The organism is Rhizobium sullae, assembly GCF_900169785.1.
Taxonomy (GTDB): Bacteria; Pseudomonadota; Alphaproteobacteria; order Rhizobiales; family Rhizobiaceae; genus Rhizobium; species Rhizobium sullae.
This window is the reverse complement of sequence record NZ_FWER01000016.1, coordinates 101,757-122,185: the sequence shown is the minus strand read 5'-3', so window position 1 is coordinate 122,185 and position 20,429 is coordinate 101,757. Positions and strand designations below refer to the sequence as shown.

Annotated in this window: 17 protein-coding genes; 11 read left to right on the top strand and 6 right to left on the bottom strand. The window is 60.3% G+C overall.

Annotated features, from left to right (window positions below; translation table 11 throughout):
- Nucleotides 1–9 precede the first annotated feature (9 nt).
- The 3 genes from BN1800_RS16585 to BN1800_RS16575 all read left to right on the top strand — a co-directional run bounded on the left by BN1800_RS16585 (nucleotide 10) and on the right by BN1800_RS16575 (nucleotide 2,670).
- Nucleotides 10–873: a glycosyltransferase family 2 protein gene (locus BN1800_RS16585; RefSeq protein ID WP_244564533.1), complete on the top strand. Its 864-nt coding sequence runs from the start codon at nucleotides 10–12 to the stop codon at nucleotides 871–873.
- Nucleotides 874–940: 67 nt separating this feature from the next.
- Complete coding sequence (locus BN1800_RS16580) at nucleotides 941–1,678, top strand: class I SAM-dependent methyltransferase (RefSeq protein ID WP_179213806.1); 738 nt, start codon at nucleotides 941–943, stop codon at nucleotides 1,676–1,678.
- A 2-nt stretch (nucleotides 1,679–1,680) separates the two neighbouring features.
- Complete coding sequence (locus BN1800_RS16575; RefSeq protein WP_086999475.1) at nucleotides 1,681–2,670, top strand: fatty acid desaturase family protein; 990 nt, start codon at nucleotides 1,681–1,683, stop codon at nucleotides 2,668–2,670.
- 38 nt (nucleotides 2,671–2,708) lie between these two features.
- Here the strand turns inward: BN1800_RS16575 and BN1800_RS16570 are convergent, their stop codons facing one another.
- Nucleotides 2,709–3,542: a class I SAM-dependent methyltransferase gene (locus BN1800_RS16570; RefSeq protein WP_027509357.1), complete on the bottom strand. Its 834-nt coding sequence runs from the start codon at nucleotides 3,540–3,542 to the stop codon at nucleotides 2,709–2,711.
- 330 nt (nucleotides 3,543–3,872) lie between these two features.
- On the opposite strand from BN1800_RS16570, the gene BN1800_RS16565 reads away from it, so the two are divergent.
- Entirely contained in the window at nucleotides 3,873–5,054 is a 1,182-nt protein-coding gene (locus BN1800_RS16565) for an ATP-grasp domain-containing protein (protein ID WP_244564528.1), read from the top strand.
- Nucleotides 5,051–6,265: a Gfo/Idh/MocA family protein gene (locus tag BN1800_RS16560; protein ID WP_086999470.1), complete on the top strand. Its 1,215-nt coding sequence runs from the start codon at nucleotides 5,051–5,053 to the stop codon at nucleotides 6,263–6,265. Before BN1800_RS16565 ends, BN1800_RS16560 begins: the two co-directional genes overlap by 4 nt.
- A 224-nt stretch (nucleotides 6,266–6,489) precedes the next feature.
- Here BN1800_RS16560 and BN1800_RS16555 read toward each other — a convergent pair whose 3' ends face one another.
- A complete protein-coding gene (locus tag BN1800_RS16555) occupies nucleotides 6,490–7,599 on the bottom strand; it encodes a DegT/DnrJ/EryC1/StrS family aminotransferase (RefSeq protein ID WP_027509354.1) in 1,110 nt (369 codons plus the stop codon).
- A 201-nt stretch (nucleotides 7,600–7,800) separates the two neighbouring features.
- On the opposite strand from BN1800_RS16555, the gene BN1800_RS16550 reads away from it, so the two are divergent.
- Genes BN1800_RS16550 through rfbA form a run of 5 tightly spaced genes read left to right on the top strand, consistent with a single transcriptional unit; the run spans nucleotide 7,801 to nucleotide 13,193 of the window.
- On the top strand, nucleotides 7,801–9,756 hold the full coding sequence (locus BN1800_RS16550; protein ID WP_086999468.1) for a CgeB family protein: 1,956 nt from the start codon (nucleotides 7,801–7,803) through the stop codon (nucleotides 9,754–9,756).
- 24 nt (nucleotides 9,757–9,780) lie between these two features.
- A complete protein-coding gene (gene rfbC, locus BN1800_RS16545; protein ID WP_027509352.1) occupies nucleotides 9,781–10,359 on the top strand; it encodes a dTDP-4-dehydrorhamnose 3,5-epimerase in 579 nt (192 codons plus the stop codon).
- 7 nt (nucleotides 10,360–10,366) lie between these two features.
- Nucleotides 10,367–11,422 carry a dTDP-glucose 4,6-dehydratase gene (rfbB, locus tag BN1800_RS16540; protein WP_086999466.1) on the top strand — a complete coding sequence of 352 codons (1,056 nt, stop codon included), beginning with the start codon at nucleotides 10,367–10,369 and terminating at the stop codon, nucleotides 11,420–11,422.
- 2 nt (nucleotides 11,423–11,424) lie between these two features.
- Nucleotides 11,425–12,312 carry a dTDP-4-dehydrorhamnose reductase gene (gene rfbD / locus BN1800_RS16535; RefSeq protein ID WP_086999464.1) on the top strand — a complete coding sequence of 296 codons (888 nt, stop codon included), beginning with the start codon at nucleotides 11,425–11,427 and terminating at the stop codon, nucleotides 12,310–12,312.
- 11 nt (nucleotides 12,313–12,323) lie between these two features.
- Nucleotides 12,324–13,193, top strand: coding sequence for a glucose-1-phosphate thymidylyltransferase RfbA (gene rfbA, locus BN1800_RS16530; protein ID WP_027509349.1), 870 nt, complete (start codon nucleotides 12,324–12,326; stop codon nucleotides 13,191–13,193).
- A 1-nt stretch (nucleotide 13,194) separates the two neighbouring features.
- On the opposite strand, the gene recJ is transcribed toward rfbA, so the two are convergent.
- The 4 genes from recJ to BN1800_RS16510 all read right to left on the bottom strand — a co-directional run bounded on the left by recJ (nucleotide 13,195) and on the right by BN1800_RS16510 (nucleotide 18,418).
- Nucleotides 13,195–15,018, bottom strand: a complete 1,824-nt coding sequence (gene recJ, locus BN1800_RS16525) for a single-stranded-DNA-specific exonuclease RecJ (RefSeq protein ID WP_425299023.1) — start codon at nucleotides 15,016–15,018, stop codon at nucleotides 13,195–13,197.
- A 154-nt stretch (nucleotides 15,019–15,172) separates the two neighbouring features.
- Nucleotides 15,173–16,495, bottom strand: coding sequence for a homoserine dehydrogenase (locus tag BN1800_RS16520; protein WP_086999462.1), 1,323 nt, complete (start codon nucleotides 16,493–16,495; stop codon nucleotides 15,173–15,175).
- Between the two features lie 66 nt (nucleotides 16,496–16,561).
- Nucleotides 16,562–17,779, bottom strand: coding sequence for an LL-diaminopimelate aminotransferase (locus tag BN1800_RS16515; protein ID WP_027509346.1), 1,218 nt, complete (start codon nucleotides 17,777–17,779; stop codon nucleotides 16,562–16,564).
- 222 nt (nucleotides 17,780–18,001) lie between these two features.
- Nucleotides 18,002–18,418: an SHOCT domain-containing protein gene (locus tag BN1800_RS16510; RefSeq protein ID WP_027509345.1), complete on the bottom strand. Its 417-nt coding sequence runs from the start codon at nucleotides 18,416–18,418 to the stop codon at nucleotides 18,002–18,004.
- A 155-nt stretch (nucleotides 18,419–18,573) separates the two neighbouring features.
- Between BN1800_RS16510 and phaC the strand changes: the two genes are divergently transcribed.
- A complete protein-coding gene (gene phaC, locus BN1800_RS16505; protein ID WP_037141562.1) occupies nucleotides 18,574–20,409 on the top strand; it encodes a class I poly(R)-hydroxyalkanoic acid synthase in 1,836 nt (611 codons plus the stop codon).
- The last annotated feature ends 20 nt before the right edge of the window (nucleotides 20,410–20,429 follow it).

Below are 20,429 nucleotides of genomic sequence, written 5' to 3'. Positions count from 1 at the left end.
TTGCCGCGCGTGTCGATCTGCATCCCGGCCTACAAGCCTGATTTCTTTGAACTCGCCTTGAAGAGCGCCATCGCACAAAGCTTCGCTGATACGGAAATCATCGTGTCGGACGATTGCCCAACAGATGCAATCGAGAAAATCTGCGAGAGATACTCGGGCGTTGTCCACTACAGCCGCAATCCGAATCCTGCCGAATACAAAAACGTCATACGGCTCGCTGGGCTCGCCAACGGCGAGTACATCAAATATCTCTTCGACGACGATGTCCTTAATCCTTTCTGCATCCAATACCTGCTCCAGGCGCTCGAGGCGACGCGGGACAGAGGAACGAGACTCGCCTTCTCGCCGCGCTATTTCATCGACGAGAAAAACCAGGTGACGAATCTGGGCAACGGGTTGATGGTCGAAAGTTCCCTCAAGGTGATCGAGGGCCGAGATTTCATACGCATCACAGCCGTCAAACATCATAATCTGCTTGGCGAGTTCTCGTCGGTGCTGTTGAGAACAGCCGATTGCTTCGATGAAGCCGGCCGTTTCAGTCTATTCAAGGTCGTCGACGGCATCATTTCGGGGCCGCTCGATCTTTCGTCCTGGGTTGGGCTCTCCCTTAAGGGAGCGATCGTTGGTCATCCCATGCCCCTCTCCTACTTCCGCCAGCACTCCAATTCGCAATCCAATCCGGCGACCAACCGCTATTTCATCTATTCCATCATCTATTACGAGGAAGTGCTCGAGCTTGCGATCGCGAACGGCTTCCTGCAGCCCCCCGACCTGCCAATCGCCTATCGCAACCTCATTAATCACTACTCCTACTGGAGAGAATCGTTCCCGGAACTAGACGAACGGATCGCCCGCATCAGCACGTTTCTCTGAGTCCCAGGTAGGCGCAACCGACATCGCAAAGGACAGAACGACAATGGACGGAATCACAGGATCAGGGATGCAGAAGGTTATTGATAGCGCTGCGGCACTGAGATCGGCGGTTGCGGCGAAATCAGGCATTCACGAGCTGAAGCTGCGTGCGCTGCTGGAACGCGGCAACGAATTGAAGGTCGCGACGGAATACACCGCCAATTTGCCCCCGATCGAAATCGGCAGCATCACGCTTGTCGACCAGGTTGTCCTGGTGCTGCTCGCCAAGATCGTGAATCCCCGGAAGATCATCGAAATTGGCACCTATAAGGGGTTCACAACCCGGCTGTTCATCGAAAATACGCCGGAAGGCTGCGACGTGGTGTCCATCGATCTGCCCAAAGGCCTGACGGCGCATCTCGCCGAGACAGATGAACGCAGCGCCTTGTCGTCTGCCGAGCAGAATGACGATTATCTCCGCAAGCGCCAGGAGATCGACGGGGAAATCTACCTTGCATCGATCACCGAGGCGCAAAGAAAACGCCTGACGCTTGTCAAGGAAGACTCAACGAAGATCAATTTCAAGGAAGCCTTCCAGTCAGCCGAGATGATCTTCATCGATGGCGGCCATGAGCACCAGATCGTGCGGGCAGACACGGAAAATGCATTCGGCATTGTCAAGAGTGGCGTCATCGTCTGGCATGACTACAGTTCCAAGATCCACGGCGACGTCACCGAATACCTGGCGGAATTCTCAAAATCACAGGCAGTCTTCCATGTAGCAGACAGCCTTGTGGCTTTTGCGCTGGTCAATTTCGAGCTCTGATCATGAGTGTGACCGAGATCAAAATCGGCAGTCTGCTGACAAAGGACGAGTTCCGGGAGCTCACGGCGTCGGACGACCGGATCGCCTATACCCATCTCGTGCTCAGGCTCGGCATCCACGCGGGACTGCTCTTCGCGATGGTCCGCGCATGGGAAGGTGGCTATCCGGCGCTTGCTTTCGCAGCCTTTTATCTGAACGCCGTCCTGTGGCAGTTCGCCGGCTATGCCGGCATCGGCCATGAGCTGTTTCACAAGAAGGTCTTCAGCAGGAAATGGCTGAACACTCTGTTCTTCAAGCTGTTTTCCTATGTGACCTGGAACAATCCGAGCTACTTCGAAAAGAGCCATCAGTTCCACCACACTTCCACTTTCCATGAGGATGACAGCGAAATCTATCGCGATTTTCCGCTCGATTTATTGGGCGCAGCACGTCTGATCCTGCTTGATTATCAGAGCCTTTGCAGACGAATTGTCTATGCGCTCTGCAATGCCTTGGGCTACGAGGCCTATTTTGGCAGGGGCATCCGGTTGAAGGCAATGCCCGCCGAACGGGGCGGCGCCCAAACCGACGCAGTCTATATGGTTTTGCTCAACGTCGTCTGGCTTGGCCTGTTTCTCCTCATGACCCGCTCACCCGCTCTGACGCTCATGCTTTTCATTACGCCGTTCGTCGGACAACTCCCCAATCGCGTCCTGGCGCTTGCGCAGCACGTTGGTCTTGAGGACCACAAGGACGAAAGCGCGCTTCTCTTTTCAAGAACGGTCAATCTGCCGGCACCGGTTGCATTCTTCTATGCCAACATGAACTACCACGCCGAGCACCACCTGCTGCCGTCGGTGCCTTACTACAATCTGCCCAAGTTGCACGATATCCTGAACGCCAAGCTCAAAACGGAGCGTGAGGAAAAGGAATTCAGCTATCTATTCACTCGCGACTTTTGGAGCTCGGTGGGAACATCGGCAAGGCTGGAAGTCGACGCCGTGACGGAATGACGGGCTGGAGATTTTATACTCCAGTCCTCTCAACGAGATTATGCCTTGGGCGTCAAGACCATGAAGCGCATGACGTTCGGCCGCCCTTCGGAGCAAATGAGGTAGCGGTTGTCGTCGGTAAAATCGTTCAATTCCGGAAACTGCGTGAGGTCCCTGACCGCAGGCGCAATGAATTCGACATTGAACAAAGCTGAAGCCGAAGTGAGGAACCGCGTGTACTTCTCCCAGAAATCCTCGACCCAGTTGTGTATCTCTATGACGATCGTCGCCTCTCTCAGAGCCGCCAAAGAGCCGTCGTCGAAGATTTCGAATTCCGCACCCTCCGCGTCAACGAGGACGACTACTTTCGTCAGGTCAAGGTGGCTGAGCTTTTCGTAAAACAGCCTGTCTGCGGCGCCGAATATTTCGATCCTGTTGGAGACGAAATTCGCCTCGGCATTCGATGCAATGGTGCGCTGCCCTTCTTCGCTCAGCTCGAAGCAGATGGCGTTTTTCACTCGGCCCGATCGAAGCATGCCGATCGCGTAATATCCATCGGCGGCACCGATATCAACGAAGCTCTCGAAGCCGTCGGCTCTCGCCGAAAATAGGAAATCCAGCACTTCCTTTTCATAGAGGCCTAGCAGCATCGAGCCGAAGTCGCCGCCACCCCACCAGTTGTTCTTCGCCAGCGAAAGCCCCTTCAACGGGCCATATTTTACAACCCCGCCAAGCAGGTCGTAGATCTCCGACGACACGCGCCTTCTCCGCTGCAGAATCGTTTCCGCGCGCCATTGCTCCCGTATCTCCACTGTCGCGCGGGACTGCCTTTCGAACACCCTTTGGAAGAAGATACGCTCGCCTTCGATCAAGTCAGGCAGTTTTTCATTCATCGCGCGGTGTCTCTTTTCGCAGCTGCAGTCTGCATCTCTAGCCGATGCGGACGTTGGAATCACGCCAAAAGCCTATGAGATGACCATCAGCTTAACAAGGCGACCGGTCTGCTTCCCACAAGCAACACGGTGACTTCGGGATGGATTCGGGGGGCCAAACGCTTCCAGTGGCAAGCCTCGGGTAACGCCCGCGTCCTACGACTCTGGGTACCGCGTCCGGTTGAGTCTTCCTTGTATCGAAAACGGACGGCGGAGAGCTGGCATTTGCGGTTCCAGCAGTTTGATGCGCGACGCCCCGACCGGTCAGGGGCACGTGGAATGGATTTGAGAATGACCAAGAAAGCATTGCTCGTCGGCAGTAACTTCAGCGCAGTTCCCCTTCTCTTCGCTTTGAAACGGCGCGGCCTGCATATTTCCGTTTGCGGAAACCGGCCTGATGAGCCCTGCCATGCGCATGCGGATCAATCGCATTTCATCGACTACAGCGATCCGAACACGCTGCTCGCCCTCGTTGAGAGAGGCGATTTCGACTTCATCGTGCCGTCGGGCAATGATGTCGCCTACATGTCGACCACTTTCGTTGCCGGAAAACTCGGCTTCCCGCGCTTCGATTCGATGGAAACCGCGACCATCATTCACACGAAGCAGACGTTCCGCCGCTTTACCGAGCAATACGATATCCCTGCCCCGCGCTCGGTGCGCCTCCAGGGCGATGCCCCGATCGAAACCCGGGCGCTGCGTTATCCGCTGCTGGTGAAGCCGAGCGACAGCTTCAGCGGCCGCGGTGTCACGAAGGTTTTCGACCCGACGGAACTTGCCGCCGCCGTCGCCGATGCCCAGCGAAACTCGCGCTCGGCGGAGATTGTCATCGAGGAATTCATCGAAGGTAGCCTGCACAGCCATTCCGCCTTCATCAAGGATCAGGAGATCGTCTTCGACGTCTTCGTCGACGAATATTGCACGGTCTATCCCTACCAGGTCGATTCATCCAACCATCCCTCGCGCCTTGCCGAGACTGTCCGTTCGAAGACGCGGGCCATCATGGCGCGCGTCGTCAAGCTGCTCGGGCTGCAGGACGGCCTGCTCCACACGCAGTTCCTGTCGAACGGCCACGATGTCTGGGTCATCGAATGCATGCGACGCTGCCCGGGCGATCTTTTCGGCTCGCTCGTCGATCAGTCTCTCGGCATCGACTATGCCGACCTCGTCATAACACTGCTACTTGGCGAGGAATTTTCGGTCACGCCACGTTTCGATCCGCCGCTGTTCTTCGGGCGCCACACGATCACCTCGGACACGCCCTCGACGCCGTTTTCCTTCTCGCACTCCATTCCGTCATCCGATGTCCGCATCGCGCAGGTCAAGACCACCGGCAAGCCGATGAATTCGGCGCCGTTCGACAAGCTCGCCATTCTCTACGCGCGCTTCGAGACGCACGACGAGATGCTGAAAGTGGTGCCGGATTTCAAAACGTTCATTTCGCTCCAAACGATGCAAGGAGATCTCGCATGACCCGCTCGAGCCAGGGAGTACCGGAGAAGCTGCGTCTTGCTTTTCTAGGCGGTGCCGTCAATTCCGCCGTGGGCCGCGCTCATCGCGATGCGATCGAGCTTGATCAGAAATTTGACCTCGTCACCGGCTGCTTCAGCCGCCACGACGACATCAATCGCGAAACGGCACGGCAGTACCGCATATTGTCGGAACGCTGCCATGCCGATTTCGATACCCTGCTTGCAAGAGAAGCCGGCAATATCGACGCACTCGTCGTGCTCACGCCGACGCAGCAGCACACGAAGCAGGTTGTTGCTGCGCTCGAGGCAGGCATCGCGGTGATTTCGGAAAAGGCTCTTGCCGGTTCGAGCGCCGAGACGCGGATGATCGGTAGTGCGCGCAGGAACGGCGCGTTTCTGGCCGTAACCTACAACTACACAGGATACCCCATGCTCCGCGAAATCCGCAGCATGGTCGAGCACGGCATCTTCGGCGAGCTGCAGCAGATCCATATCGAAATGCCGCAGGAAACCTTTCTCCGCTTCCGCAGCGACGGGACACCGATGACGCCGCAGCAGTGGCGCCTGCACGATGGCATCGTGCCGACGGTTTCGCTCGATCTCGGTGTTCATGTGCACTCGCTGCTCCAGTTCCTCACCCAGCGCGAGCCGGAAGAAGTCTGCGCGACCAGCCAGAGCTTCGGCAACTTTCCGCAGGTGATCGACAATGTGCAGGCGTTGGTGCGCTGCGCCGGGGGCCTGCATTGCAGCATGTGGTACGGCAAGACCGCGCTCGGGCAACGCAACGGACTGCGTGTGCGGCTCTATGGTTCCAAGGCATCGATTGAATGGCACCAGGAGGCCCCAGAATTCGCGAATTTCTACGACCATAACGGCCGCAAGCAGATCCTCGATCGCGCCAGCCCGGACATCATGATCGCCAACGATGCACGCTATGAGCGCTTCAAGGCAGGCCATCCGTCGGGCTTCATCGAAGCCTTCGCCAATTATTATGCCGACCTTGCCGATGCTCTGCTGCAACGCAAGGCCAATGCTGCACGCCTGCCCCATCCCTATGTCCTTGGACTTGAGGAAGCCGAAGAGGGGCTGCGGCTACTGGAGGCGATCGAATGCTCGCGGCTTGAAAACCGCTGGGTCGAGGTCGAACCGCAAAACATGCACCGCCCCGTGAGGGAGCGGATCGAAATCCGAGCGCCGCAACTGGCGCTCTGACGCGGCTCCTATGAAACAAATGAAGGCGGCGCGATCAATGATCATGCCGCCTTCATATGACCAGCCGTCTACAAAACGCCGATCCGTGATTTCTTATCTGATAGGCAGAGCTGACGCTTAAAGTCTGAAGGCAAACGAGGCGGCCTGGCCGGCTATTGGCGCACAATCTCGCACCTCCGATATTTCGATCCGCAGCGCGCGATGGCAGTCGGAATACCGTATGTTTAAGCAGACACGATCAGCCCACAGACCTTGTCGACGATCTCTATCTCCATGTCCGGATAGATCGGCAGGCACAGCACCTGCTGGGCGGCTTCGGTTGCGACCGGCAGGTTCGACGGCTGAGCGGACGGCAGGCTGCGGTACATCGAGAAGCTGGAAATCAGCGGATAGAAATAGCGGCGCGGATGAATGCCGATTTCCTTCAGCCGCTCATAGAGCGCGTCGCGCGAGATGGGATAGCCGGGGCGTACCAGGATCGGAAAATAGGAGAAGTTGGAGACGGTCTCGCCGGAGCGGTCCAGGCATTCGATCCCCGAGACGCTACAAAGCCGCTCGCGATAAGCGCGATCGATGACCTCTCGCCTTTCGAGCGCGAAGTTGATGTATTTCAGCTGCAGCAGGCCGAGCGCGGCGTTGAATTCGCTCATCTTGCCGTTCGTGCCGGGTGCCACGACAGTCACTTCATCGACATAGCCGAAGTTCTTGAGTTGATCGATGCGGATCTTCGTCTTCGCGTCCGGGCAGATGATGGCCCCGCCTTCGAACGTGTTGAACACCTTCGTCGCATGGAAGCTCAGGATGGAAAGATCGCCATGATTGAGGATGCTTCCCCGCTCGTCCTCCACGGCGAAGGCATGGGCGGCATCATAGATGACCTTGAGATTATAAAGATCGGCGATCTTCTGGATCGCATCGACATCGCAAGGGTGGCCGTAGCAGTGCACCGGCATGATCGCCGTCGTCTGCTGCGTGATCGCAGCCTCGATTTTTGCTGGATCGAGATTGAGCGTCACTGGGTCGATGTCGACGAAGACAGGCTTCAAGCCGTTCCAGAGGAGCGAATGCGAGGTGGCCACGAAAGAATAGGGCGTGGTGATGACCTCGCCGGTGACGCGCAGCGCCTGAAGCGCGGTCAGCAGCGCCACAGTGGCGTTAGAAAAGAGGCTGATATGCTTCACGCCGAGATGGTTGCAGAGTTCCTGCTCCAGCTGCTGGTGAAATGGCCCGCCATTGGTCAGGATGCGGTTGTTCCAGATCGCTTCCAGTGAAGGAATGAATTCTTCGAGCGGCGGCAGGCTGGGCTTCGTTACATAGATCTTCTCGTTTTTCATGACGCCGTCCAAAGGTTGGGCATATCGCGCAAAATGGGCTTGATACAAACATCACGTCTTAACCTGTTCCCAGGCTGACCAGCGTAAAGTCCTGCGAACAGTGTGGCGCAAGCTTCACGTCCAATAGTCTGCACCAAACAAGCCCGAATGCCGTTTTGCGGGTCGCGATCCGAACGGCGGCCATGCGCGAAGGACGATGCCTTGACGATCAACCAACCCATTTCCGCTCTGCCGGCCGGTCTTCCTGATCTGGCGCTTTTGACGGAAAAAGCCGCCGGCATGGGGTCCGTCATCATCTATCAGCCTTATCTCGATCTTTCGCAGCGCAGCCAACTCGACGCCGCCGCGGTGCCGCTCGACATCTCGTTCAATACGCAGACTTCGACCCGCGAATATGAGCTCTTCCGCATCGTGCAGCAGCACCACGATGCGATTGGTCTCGGCGATGATATGTTCTGGGGGCTGCTCTCCAGCAAGTTCGAGATGAAGTCGGTGACGAGCTTCCCGTCCTTCGTCACCGAGGCGGAAAAGGCGAGAGCGGAAGGTGCCGATGCCTATGTCTATAATCCGCTGATCGGCCATGCTGCGATCTACAGCAACGTCTGGGAGCATTCGCTGCTGGGCGGTCATCCCGGCATGGAGCCGATCTTCCTGCATCTCCAGAAGCTCGGCTACCCGATCGCGCCGCCGCAGGACAAGACGGTCTTCGTGTTCTGCAACTATTTCTGCGGCAACCGGAAATTTTGGTCCGGATATTTCGCCTTCTGCGAACGCATTCTCGAATCACTGGAAGACGAGGCGCGTCTCGGCACGCCGGCAGGCACCGCGTATGCCGGCGTGGCACATTATTCACGCGACGCCAACGCGAAGATGCGCCCCTTCGTGATCGAGCGTCTGCTCGGGCTTTATGTCCAGCAGGCAGCCGCCTCCGGATTGAAAATCGCCGCCTTTGTGCCGACTGTTGCCGATTTCGAGTGGAAGTTCGGTGCCCGCCTCGGCCGCATGCTGCATGGCCTCTTCGCCGCCAAGGAAGCCTTTCTGCAAAGCCGCGACCAGGCTTTGCTGACCGCCTGGCAAGAGGGCCGCCAGCCGCTGATCAAGCAGCCGCATCTGATTTGGGGCGCCGACGATCCGCCGGCCTGGATGCCGCGCGGCCAGTTCGCCGTCGGCCGCGAACTGATGCGTTCCTATGCTCCGCAGGCTTTAAGCGCCATCCCGGAGCCGCAGCAGCCGGCACAGGCCGCGCCGAGGATCGAGCAGCCGCTCCGCACCGCATTGCAGCCCTTTGCCGGGGGATGGCCGGCCCACAAGGACCGTCATTGTATCTGGATCGTCACGCCGGACAGCTACAACCACAGCCACGCTTTCGATGAAGTCGCACTCGGTCTGCAGGGCGCCTTCGAGGAACTCGGCGGCTCGGCACCGATCGTCCGCGACATGAACGCATTCGCGGGCCGTGCGCCGATCATCTACGGCGGCAATCTTCTCCCCGCTGAAATCGTTGGGCATCTGCCGAAGGACAGCGTCGTCATCAATCTCGAGCAGGTGTCGGAAGAAAGCATTTGGATCAACTCGCGCTACACGTCCATCCTGAAGTCACTGCCGGTTCTCGACTACAGCCCGCGCAACCGTGAAAATCTCGCAACCAAGGGCATTGACCATGCCGGCGTGCTCGAAATCGGCTACAGCCGCTGCCTCAGCCAGATAGAGCACGCCCCCGTCAAGGATATCGACGTGCTCTTTTACGGTTCGTTGAACGAGCGCCGCCACCATATCCTGAAGACGCTGGAGCAAGGCGGGCTCAAGGTCGCGCACCTCTTCAACGTGTATGGTGCGGAGCGCGATGCAGCCATTGCCCGCGCCAAGATTGTCATCAATATCCATCATTATGCGAGCGGCGTCTTCGAGATCGTGCGCATTTCCTATCTGCTCGCCAACCGAGTCTGCGTTCTGACAGAAGGCGACATCCGCGACCCGGATATCCAGCCCTTCATCGGCGGCGTGGTGATCGAGCCCTATGACAAAATGATCGGGCGCTGCCATGGGCTGATCGCCGATGCGGCCGAGCGTGATTCCATCGCCGCTAACGGTTTTGCAGCCATGCAGAGCCGCTCACAGGCGGAGATGCTGATGAGCGTCATGAAGGCCGGCACTTGATGAAGTCCGCAGAAGGGGTGCGTCATGCGTCTTGAAACCACGGCCATTGACGGCATCGTCGCAATCACGCCGCCGCGCTTCGGAGATCACCGCGGCTATTTTTCCGAAGTGTTCAAGGATGCCTGGTTCCGCGAGCACGTGGCCGACGTCGCTTTCGTCCAGGACAATGAATCGATGTCGGCGCAACCCGGCACCGTCCGGGGTCTGCATTTTCAGATGCCGCCTTTCTCCCAGGGCAAGCTGGTGCGCTGCATTGCTGGCCGGATAATGGACGTCGTCGTCGATATCCGCACCGGCTCGCCGAGTTTTGGCAAATGGCTCTCCCAGGAGCTTTCGCCAGAGAACGGCATGCAGCTCTGGGTGCCGCCCGGCTTTGCGCACGGCTTTGCGACGCTCGAGCCCAACAGCGTCATCAGCTACAAGGTGACAGCTCCCTACAGCCCGCAGCACGACCGCGGCATCGCATGGAACGACCCTGCGATCGGCATCCGCTGGCCGGTCGAGGAGCAAGCAATGGTGCTGTCCGACAAGGACAAGGCGCTGCCGCGGCTCGCCGACGTGCCGAGCCATTTTTCCTACGAAGCAAAACAACCCAAGGATTGATCCGACGATGCGCATATTGGTCACGGGCGGAGCAGGCTTCATCGGATCGGCACTGGTGCGCCATCTCGTCGGCGAGGTCGGCGCCGAGGTGCTGAATGTCGACAAGCTGACCTATGCCGGCAATCTGGCGTCACTGACATCCGTCGAATCGGCGCCGAACTATCAGTTTCTGCGGGCCGACATCTGCGACCGCGCAAAAATGCAGGAGGCATTCGCCGCCTTCCGCCCGGATATCGTCATGCATCTTGCCGCCGAAAGCCATGTCGACCGTTCGATCTCCGGTGCTGCCGATTTCATCCAGACCAACATCGTCGGTACATTCAGCCTGCTGGACGTTGCGCGGCATTATTGGGACGGCCTCGACGTTGCCGGAAAGAACGCCTTTCGCTTCCTGCATGTCTCGACGGACGAGGTGTACGGTTCGCTTGGCGACAAGGGCCTCTTCGAGGAGGCGACACCCTACGATCCGTCCTCGCCCTACTCCGCCTCCAAGGCCGCCAGCGACCATCTGGCGATCGCCTGGCACCGCACCTACGGCCTGCCCGTCGTCGTCTCCAATTGCTCCAATAATTACGGGCCCTTCCATTTCCCGGAAAAGCTCATCCCGTTGATAATCCTGAATGCGCTGGAGGGCAAACCTCTGCCGGTTTACGGCAATGGTGCCAATGTCCGCGATTGGCTCTATGTCGAAGACCATGCCCGCGCGCTCTTCACCATCGCCTCCCGCGGCCGCCCCGGCGAAAAATACAATGTCGGCGGCCGCAACGAACGCCGGAACATCGATGTCGTGCACCGCATCTGCGTCATTCTCGACGGGGTCTACAACGACAACGGCCCGCATGCGCGCCTGATCACCAACGTCACCGACCGGCCTGGACATGACGCACGCTACGCGATCGATGCCTCGAAACTCGAAGGCGAGCTCGGCTGGAAGGCTGGGGAAACTTTCGAAACCGGCATCGAGAAGACCGTGCACTGGTATCTCGAAAACGAATGGTGGTGGCGGCCGCTGCGCGAGAATGTCTATTCCGGCGAACGCCTCGGCGTTTTCAAAGGGCAGTGACGATGCGCATCGCCGTCACCGGCAAACAGGGCCAGATCGTCCAGTCGCTGCTCAGGCGCGGCGCCGAAAGGGGTGTCGAAATCATCGCGATCGGGCGCCCGGAGATGGATCTTGCGGACCCTGCAAGCATCGCGGCCGTATTCTCAGCCCTGCACCCGGACCTCATCGTCTCGGCCGCAGCCTATACGGCTGTCGACAAGGCCGAGAGCGAACCCGAACTCGCCTTCGCCGTCAATGCGGCAGGTGCTGCGGCGGTTGCCGAAGCTGCCGCGCGGCTCGGCATCCCGGTCGTCCACCTTTCAACCGACTACGTCTTCAGCGGCGACAAGCCGTCGGCCTATGCCGAAGACGATGACACTGGGCCGGTCTCCGTCTACGGGCGTTCGAAGCTTGCGGGCGAAAAGGCGGTGGCGGCGGCGAACCCCAACCACGTCATCCTGCGCACCGCCTGGGTCTATTCGCCTTTCGGCGCCAATTTCCTGAAAACGATGCTTCGGCTTGCCGAGACCCGCGATCATCTCAGAGTCGTCGCCGATCAGACGGGATGCCCGACGTCTGCGCTCGATATTGCTGACGCGATCCTTGCGATCGCAGCCCGTCTCGTTACAGACCCGGCACCATCGCAGCGCGGGATCTTTCACCTCACCGGCAGTGGCGAGGCAAGCTGGGCGGATTTCGCCGGAGAAATATTCGCAGAGCTTCACCGGTCCGGCGGCAAGAACGTCCGAATTGAACGCATCACGACGGCGGACTATCCGACGCCGGCGAAACGCCCCGCCAATTCACGGCTCGTTGGCGACAGGCTCGCCGAAACATATGGCATCCGCCTGCCGGAGTGGAAGCAATCCATGAAGATCGTCATGCAAGAGCTTTTGAACAAAGGCCTTTAGGGGAGAAGGACATGAAGGGGATTATTCTCGCTGGGGGAACGGGCACGCGATTGCACCCGATCACGCAGGCCGTCTCGAAACAGCTGATGCCGGTCTATGACAAGCCGATGATCTACTATCCGCTGACGACGCTCATGCTCGCCGGTATTCGGGACCTCATGATCATCACAACGCCGCACGACGTCGAAGCCTTCAAGCGCCTCCTCGGCGACGGCTCGCAATGGGGCATTTCGCTAACCTATGCCGTACAGCCGAGCCCGGACGGCCTCGCCCAGGCCTTCACCATCGGCGCCGACTTCATCCATGGCGACAGCTCTGCGCTCGTCCTCGGCGACAACATCTTCTACGGCCACGGCCTGCCGGAAATCATGAAATCCGGCACGAGCCGCCGGGAAGGCGCGACGGTCTTCGCCTACCACGTCACCGATCCGGAGCGCTACGGCGTCGTCGGCTTCGATGCGAAGATGAATGCGCTGTCGATCGAGGAGAAACCCCAAGAGCCGAAATCCAACTGGGCGGTGACGGGCCTCTATTTCTACGACCAACAGGTGGTCGACATCGCCGCCAACCTGAAGCCGTCACCGCGCGGTGAACTGGAAATCACCGACGTCAACCGCATCTATCTGGAGCGCGGTCAGCTCTTCGTGGAACTGATGGGCCGGGGCTATGCCTGGCTCGACACCGGCACGCCCGACAGCCTGCTCGATGCCGCCGGTTTCGTCAGCACGCTGGAAAAGCGCCAGGGCTTCAAGATCGCCTGCCCCGAGGAAGTCGCCTGGCGCATGGGCTACATCTCGCAGGACGAACTTGCCGAACTTGCCAAAAGACTCGGCAAGAGCGCCTACGGGCAGTACCTGACGAAGCTCTCATCCGACTGGTGACTTACCGCGCCGGCGCCGCGTCGCAGACACGCAGCTGAATGCGCCGCGCGCCCTGATAGTGATCGGCGCCGAGCATACCCGCGACATGCAGGTTCGCGCCGCGGGAATTGAGCAGAAGATTTCCGAGCGAGGTGTCTGCGGCCCGGAAGGCGATGCCGTCGAGGCGGGAGCCGTCCATCGCCTCCAACGTCACTTTCACATGTTTCTCGCCGACCATCCGCGCGTCGCGCAGCCTGTGGGCCGGCACGGCGAAGATCGGCTGCGAATGCCCCGACCCATAGGGTCCGGCCGTTTCCAGACGGTCGATCAGTTCGATTGTGGCGCCGCTGGCGCCGATCGCCCCGTCGATCTTCAATGTCTCGCCTGCGACCAGCGCCGCCACGGTTTTCTCGGCCCGTTCGGTGAAGAAGCTGCGCAGCGCTCCAAGCTTTTCGCGCTCGACTGTCAGCCCCGCGGCCATTGCATGCCCGCCGCCCTTGAGAAGCAGCCCCTCGTCGACCGCCGCACGCACCATCCTGCCCATGTCGAAGCCGTTGATCGAGCGGCCGGACCCCGTTCCGCGGCCCGACGGGTCGAAGGCGATGGCGAATGCCGGACGCTTGAATTTCTCCTTCAGCCGCGCCGCCAGCAGCCCGACGATGCCCGGATGCCACTTTTCCCGCGCGGTGACGATCACCGAAGCGCCCTCACCGTCGCCATATTCGGCAAGCGCCTCCGCCTCGGCCTCCTGCAGCATGGCCGCTTCCATCGCCTGGCGTTCACGGTTGAGTTCGTCCAGCCGCAGCGCGATCATCTCCGCCTCGCCGGCATCGTCCAGCGTCAGCAGCCGGCTCCCGAGTGCCGCATCGCCGATGCGGCCGCCGGCGTTGATGCGCGGGCCGATGAGGAAGCCGAAATGATAGGGCGTCACTGGCCCGGAAAGGCCCGCCTTGCGAAAGAGCGCCGCAAGCCCGGCATTGCTCTGGTGGCGCGCGGCAACCAGACCCTTGACGACATAAGCCCGGTTCAGCCCCTTGAGCGGTACGACATCGCACACCGTCGCCAGCGCCACGATGTCCAGCCACTGCAGCAGGTCGATCGCCAGGATCCGCTTGTCGCCCGCCTCGCGCAGCAACCTCAGCGTCGCGACCAGTACGAGGAAGACGACGCCCGCGGCGCAGAGATGCCCCTGCCCCGAAAGGTCGTCCTCGCGGTTCGGGTTCACCAGCGCGTGGCAGTGCGGCAGATCGTGTGTCACCTGGTGGTGATCGATGACGACGACGTCGATGTTCCGCTTTTCGGCAGCCCCCAGGGCCTCATGGCTCGTGGAGCCGCAATCGACGGTCACGATCAGTTGCGCGCCGTTATCGATCAGCTGGTTGATCGCCGCCGGGTTGGGTCCGTAGCCTTCGAAGATGCGATCGGGAATGTAGATATTGGCCCTCACGCCGAAATGCTTGAGGAAGCGGTACACAAGCGCCGAGGAGGCCGCGCCATCGACGTCGTAATCGCCAAAGATCGCAACGTTCTCGCCACGCCGGATCGCCTCGACCAGACGTTTGGCCGCCTTCTCGCAGTCCGTCAGCATATAAGGATCGGGCATCAGGCTGCGGATCGTCGGATCGAGGAATTCGACGGCCTCGTCGACCCCGACACCCCGCCCGGCAAGCACGCGCGCAATAAGATCCGGCAGGCCGTGCGCCTGAGACATGGCGAGCGCGCGGTTCTGGCCGGCCTGGTCCAGGCGCGATACCCAGCGGTTATCGAGGACGGATTTCTCCACGCCCAGGAACGCCCGCTGTACCGGATCGGCGGCTATATCCACAATGCCCCTCTGATCGCCCATCGCTTGTCACCACCCCGAGACCGGAGCGCATCGGCAGATTTATTTGGCTTTGGCGGAGCACACAACGATTTTGGGCGCAAAGGCTCATGTTAGCTGTGGACACGCACGAATGCCCGCCCGTTCGGTCACAGTCCTCTACGGATGGCGAGATGTCTCAATCTTCCTTGGGACGCTCGATGCGGATCACCTGCGGTTCGCCGACGAGATAGCCCTCTCTCTTGATGGCGGCGACGGCCTTGCGCACGGAATCCTCCATCGTCGCGTGGGTGACGAGGATGATCGTCTGGTGGTGCGAGGGCGCCAGATGCTGCTGCGACCGCTGCACGATCGATTCCAGCGAGATGTGGTTTTCCGCCATGCGCGTCGCGACGCTTGCGAAGACGCCGGTGCGGTCGAGCACCGTCAGGCGGATGAAGTAGCCGCCCTCATGGCTCTGCATCCGGGCCTTGCGGTAGGGCTCAAGCGCCTTTGCCGGATGGCCGAGAACCGGCACGCGCTGAGCGCCCGGCTGGCTCTTTGCGATGTCGGCGATATCGCCGAGCACCGAGGATGCCGTCGCATTGCCGCCGGCGCCGGGCCCGACCATCAAAAGCTCGCCGAGGATATCCGACTCGATCGCCACGGCGTTGGTGACGCCGTCCACCTGGGCGATAACGGAATCGACGGGCACCATGGTTGGGTGCACGCGCTGTTCGATGCCGCTATCGGTGCGCTGCGCGACACCCAGCAGCTTGATGCGATAGCCGAGTTCGGCCGCCGCATGGATATCCTCGATAGAGATGTTCGTGATCCCCTCGAGATAGATGTCGTCAGCCGCGATCCGGTTGCCGAAGGCCAGCGTCGTCAGGATCGAGAGCTTGTGCGCCGTATCGTTGCCCTCGATGTCGAAGGCCGGATCGGCTTCGGCGTAGCCCAGGCGCTGGGCTTCCTTCAGGCAGTCGGCAAAGGAAAGGCCCTCCTTCTCCATCTTGGTGAGGATGTAGTTGCAGGTGCCGTTCATGATGCCGTAGATGCGCGAAATCGTGTTGCCAGTCAGCGATTCACGAAGCGCCTTGATGACCGGAATCCCGCCGGCAACGGCCGCTTCGAAGTTCAGCAGGGCGCCCTTTTCCTCCGCGATCGTCGCCAGTTCCACACCATGGTAGGCAAGCAACGCCTTGTTGGCTGTCACCACATGGAGACCACGTTCGAGGGCCACGCGCACCGAGCTGTTGGCCGGGCCGTTGACGCCGCCGATGAGCTCGACGAAAACGTCGATATCGCCCTTTTCAGCCAAATCTTCCGGCCGGTCGAACCACTCGACGCCGGCGAGATGAAGGCCGCGGTCCTTGGTCTTGTCGCGAGCCGAAACGCCCGTAATCAGAATCGGCCGCCCGCACGTGGCAGCAAGCTCATTGCTGCGGCTCTGTATGATACGGACGAGCGAAGCACCAACGGTGCCAAGGCCCGCAATGCCGATTTTGAGGGCGTCTGTCATGGAACGATCCTGCGTGTTTATGAGAGGCAGCCGCCCGAAAGCGGCTGCCGTTGGACTGTGATGATATCAGCGATGCGCGTTGAGCGAGATGACGTTATGCATCGTCTCGTCGGCCGTCGACAGGAATTTCTTGATGTTGCGGGCTGCTTGGCGGATGCGATGCTCGTTCTCCACGAGCGCCAGACGCACGTAGTCATCGCCCTGCTCGCCGAATCCAACGCCCGGTGCTACCGCAACATCCGCCTTCTCGACAAGCAGCTTGGAGAATTCCAGCGAGCCGAGATGACGGAACTTCTCCGGGATCTTCGCCCAGGCGAACATCGTCGCTGCCGGCGGCGGCACGTCGAAACCGGCCTTGCCGAAGCTCTCCACCATCACGTCGCGGCGGCGCTTGTAGACGTTGCGCACTTCCGCGATGTCCGAGCCGTCGCCGTTCAGCGCATGCGTCGCCGCCACCTGGATGGGCGTGAAGGCGCCATAGTCGAGGTAGGACTTGACGCGCGTCAGGGCTGCGATCAGCCGCTCGTTGCCGACCGCAAAGCCCATGCGCCAACCGGGCATCGAGAAGGTCTTCGACATCGAGGTGAACTCGACGGTGACGTCCATCGCACCCGGAACCTGAAGCACCGACGGAGGCGGCTCGCCATTGAAATAGATTTCCGAATAGGCGAGGTCCGAGAGCACGATGATGTCATGCTTCTTCGCGAAAGCGACGACATCCTTGTAGAAGTCGAGCGTTGCGACGAAGGCCGTCGGATTGGACGGATAGTTGAGAACCAGCGCCAAGGGCTTCGGGATCGAATGGCGCACGGCCCGCTCCAGCGGCTGGAAGAAGTTCTCGTCCGGCTCGACCGGGATCGAACGGATCACGCCGCCCGCCATCAGGAAGCCGAAGGCATGGATCGGATAGGTCGGATTCGGGCAGAGAATGACGTCGCCCGGCGCGGTGATCGCCTGCGCCATGTTGGCAAAGCCTTCCTTCGAACCAAGGGTCGCAACGACCTGCGTATCCGGATTGAGCTTTACGCCGAAGCGGCGGGCGTAATAGGCGGCCTGCGCGCGGCGAAGGCCCGGAATGCCCTTGGAGGAGGAGTAACGGTGCGTGCGCGGATCCTGGACGACCTCGCACAGCTTGTCGACGATCGCCTTTGGAGTGGGGAGATCAGGGTTTCCCATGCCGAGATCGATGATGTCGGCGCCGCCCGCTCGCGCGCTCGCTTTCAAACGGTTGACCTGTTCGAAAACGTAAGGCGGCAAACGCCGGACTTTGTGAAACTCTTCCATCTCTTTCCCCATGGAAATGCGGCCACTGTGACCGCGCTCGAAGTTCGTTTGTTCACGGCTGCCTGCGACACGAACTTCAGAATCGCGAGCGCCGTATTCATCAGACTTTCGTCCCGCGGCGAATCTTTGACGAAAGGCCGCGACAGACGCATATTATCGGGAAAATTGCGTCTCCCGCCAGCTGCGGAAGGCTTTGCGTCCAAATCGCCTGAAAGGCAAGGCTTAATTGCCGATTGCAGAGAGCGCGTCTGTGCCGTGCTCGGCGGCAAGCTTGCGGTATTCAGCGACCCGCCGCTGATACTCGGCTTCCGAAATCGCGCCGGCGTCGCGCTGGACGCGGAGTGCCGAAAGCTTCTGCCCCAGGCTTGCGGCTTCCTCGTTACTCATCTGGACGTTTGCCGCCGTCAGCGGCGCGCCGAAGCTCGGATAGCCGTCCGGATAATGAGCAAGGCCGCTTTGTGCCGGCTCCTCGCCCTTGGTCGGGGTCATGACGACTGCCGTCGGAGGCGCGCGCCGCGCCGCGGCGGCCGCCTTCTGCTCCGGCGTCAATGTGCATCCGGCAAGCGTCATCGCTGCGGCCGCGGCAACGAGGGCCATGCGGGTTGCGAGTACGATGCCAAAGATGCCGTTCGTCGTCATGCCAGACCTTCCAAAACGCTGAAGCCTCACCGACTGTTAAATTTGTCGCACCGACAAAGCAATAGCACGAGTGCCGTTGCGTTGAACTTGTTTTATCGATCCGGCACGATGTACAACTGAATTTGCACGAGGATTGCTGCCGCCGGAGGAGATACGTGACCGACAGCAAGCAGAAAGATACCGGAAAGACGAAAACCCCGGGCTTCGAACCGAATCTTGATCCCTACCTGTTGAAGGATCCGGAGGCGATGGCGGTGAACATTGCCCGCGCGCTGGAAAACCTCGGCAAGGCGGCCTCCGCCTGGCTTGCGCCGCGTGAGAGCGGGGAAATCAACGACCGGCTCGCCGCGCCAATGACCGACATGGTCAAGACGCTCTCCAAGGTCACCGAATACTGGATGTCCGACCCGCGCCGGACGTTCGAGGCGCAAACCCAGCTGATGAGCAGCTATTTCGGCGTCTGGATGCGCTCGATGCAACGCTTGCAGGGCGAGGACCCGGAACCCGAGCCGGAGCGCAAGGACAAGCGCTTTTCCGATGCCGACTGGCAGAAGAACCCCTTCTTCGATTTCCTGCGCCAGGTCTATTTCACCACCGCCGACTGGGCAGAGAAAATCGTCGCCCAGACCGAAGGGCTCGACGAGCACACGAAACACAAGGCGAGCTTCTACGTGAAGCAGATCACCGCCGCCCTTTCACCGGCTAACTTCGTCGTAACCAACCCGCAGCTCTACCGCGAAACAATTGCGACGAGCGGCGAAAACCTGGTGCGCGGCATGAAGATGCTGGCCGAGGACATCGCGGCGGGCGGCGGAGACCTGAAAATGCGTCAGACCGACATGACCAAATTCGCGGTCGGCCGGGACATGGCGCTGACCCCCGGCAAGGTGATCGCCCAGAACGACATCTGCCAGATCATCCAGTACGAAGCGTCCACGGATACGGTGCTGAAGCGCCCCCTCCTCATCTGCCCGCCGTGGATCAACAAATTCTACATTCTCGATCTCAACCCGCAGAAATCCTTCATCAAATGGTGCGTCGACCAGGGCCATACGGTCTTCGTCATCTCCTGGGTGAACCCCGATGCCCGCCATGCCGGGAAGGACTGGACGGCCTATGCCCGCGAGGGCATCGATTTCGCGCTGGAAACGATCGAGAAGGCGACGGACGAAAAGGACGTGAATAGCGTCGGCTACTGCGTCGGCGGCACGCTGCTTGCGGCAACATTGGCGCTGCACGCCAAGGAGAAAAACAAGCGCATCAAGACCGCGACGCTATTCACCACACAGGTCGATTTCGCCCATGCGGGAGACCTCAAGGTCTTCGTCGACGAGGAACAGCTGGAAGCGCTCGAGGCGCATATGCAGGCAACCGGCTATCTCGACGGCTCGAAGATGGCGACGGCTTTCAACATGCTGCGCGCCTCCGAACTGATCTGGCCCTATTTCGTCAACAACTATCTGAAGGGCGAAATGCCGATGCCCTTCGACCTGCTTTTCTGGAATGCCGATTCCACCCGCATGGCGGCCGCCAACCACGCCTTCTACCTGCGTAACTGCTATCTCAGGAACGCGCTCACCGCTGGCGAGATGATGCTCGACGGCAAGACCGTGTCGCTGAAGGACGTGAAGATCCCGGTCTACAATCTCGCGACCCGCGAAGACCATATCGCTCCTGCGAATTCCGTCTTCCTCGGCAGCCGGTTCTTCGGCGGAAAAGTCGATTTCGTGCTGGCTGGCTCCGGCCACATCGCCGGCGTCGTCAACCCGCCCGACAAGAAGAAGTACCAGTTCTGGACCGGCGGCCCGACCAGGGGCGATTACGACACCTGGCTTGCCAAGGCCGAGGAAAATCCGGGCTCTTGGTGGCCGCACTGGCAGGCCTGGATCGAAGCCAAGGATGCCAAACGCGTGCCCGCGCGCAAACCCGGCGGCACGGCGCTCAACGCCATCGAGGAAGCACCGGGCAGCTATGTCATGGCGCGGGCCTGAACCCGATATCGCGCGCGGCC

What these genes read in the sequence shown, in the direction of transcription:
- BN1800_RS16580 (WP_179213806.1), top strand. Translation starts at nt 941, where the DNA reads ATGCAGAAGGTTATTGATAGCGCTGCGGCACTGAGATCGGCGGTTGCG.
- rfbD (WP_086999464.1), top strand. Translation starts at nt 11,425, where the DNA reads ATGCGCATCGCCGTCACCGGCAAACAGGGCCAGATCGTCCAGTCGCTG.
- BN1800_RS16560 (WP_086999470.1), top strand. Translation starts at nt 5,051, where the DNA reads ATGACCCGCTCGAGCCAGGGAGTACCGGAGAAGCTGCGTCTTGCTTTT.
- BN1800_RS16570 (WP_027509357.1), bottom strand. Translation starts at nt 3,542, where the DNA reads ATGAATGAAAAACTGCCTGACTTGATCGAAGGCGAGCGTATCTTCTTC.
- BN1800_RS16515 (WP_027509346.1), bottom strand. Translation starts at nt 17,779, where the DNA reads ATGGAAGAGTTTCACAAAGTCCGGCGTTTGCCGCCTTACGTTTTCGAA.
- BN1800_RS16520 (WP_086999462.1), bottom strand. Translation starts at nt 16,495, where the DNA reads ATGACAGACGCCCTCAAAATCGGCATTGCGGGCCTTGGCACCGTTGGT.
- BN1800_RS16510 (WP_027509345.1), bottom strand. Translation starts at nt 18,418, where the DNA reads ATGACGACGAACGGCATCTTTGGCATCGTACTCGCAACCCGCATGGCC.
- rfbA (WP_027509349.1), top strand. Translation starts at nt 12,324, where the DNA reads ATGAAGGGGATTATTCTCGCTGGGGGAACGGGCACGCGATTGCACCCG.
- BN1800_RS16565 (WP_244564528.1), top strand. Translation starts at nt 3,873, where the DNA reads ATGACCAAGAAAGCATTGCTCGTCGGCAGTAACTTCAGCGCAGTTCCC.
- BN1800_RS16575 (WP_086999475.1), top strand. Translation starts at nt 1,681, where the DNA reads ATGAGTGTGACCGAGATCAAAATCGGCAGTCTGCTGACAAAGGACGAG.
- rfbB (WP_086999466.1), top strand. Translation starts at nt 10,367, where the DNA reads ATGCGCATATTGGTCACGGGCGGAGCAGGCTTCATCGGATCGGCACTG.
- recJ (WP_425299023.1), bottom strand. Translation starts at nt 15,018, where the DNA reads ATGGGCGATCAGAGGGGCATTGTGGATATAGCCGCCGATCCGGTACAG.
- rfbC (WP_027509352.1), top strand. Translation starts at nt 9,781, where the DNA reads ATGCGTCTTGAAACCACGGCCATTGACGGCATCGTCGCAATCACGCCG.
- BN1800_RS16555 (WP_027509354.1), bottom strand. Translation starts at nt 7,599, where the DNA reads ATGAAAAACGAGAAGATCTATGTAACGAAGCCCAGCCTGCCGCCGCTC.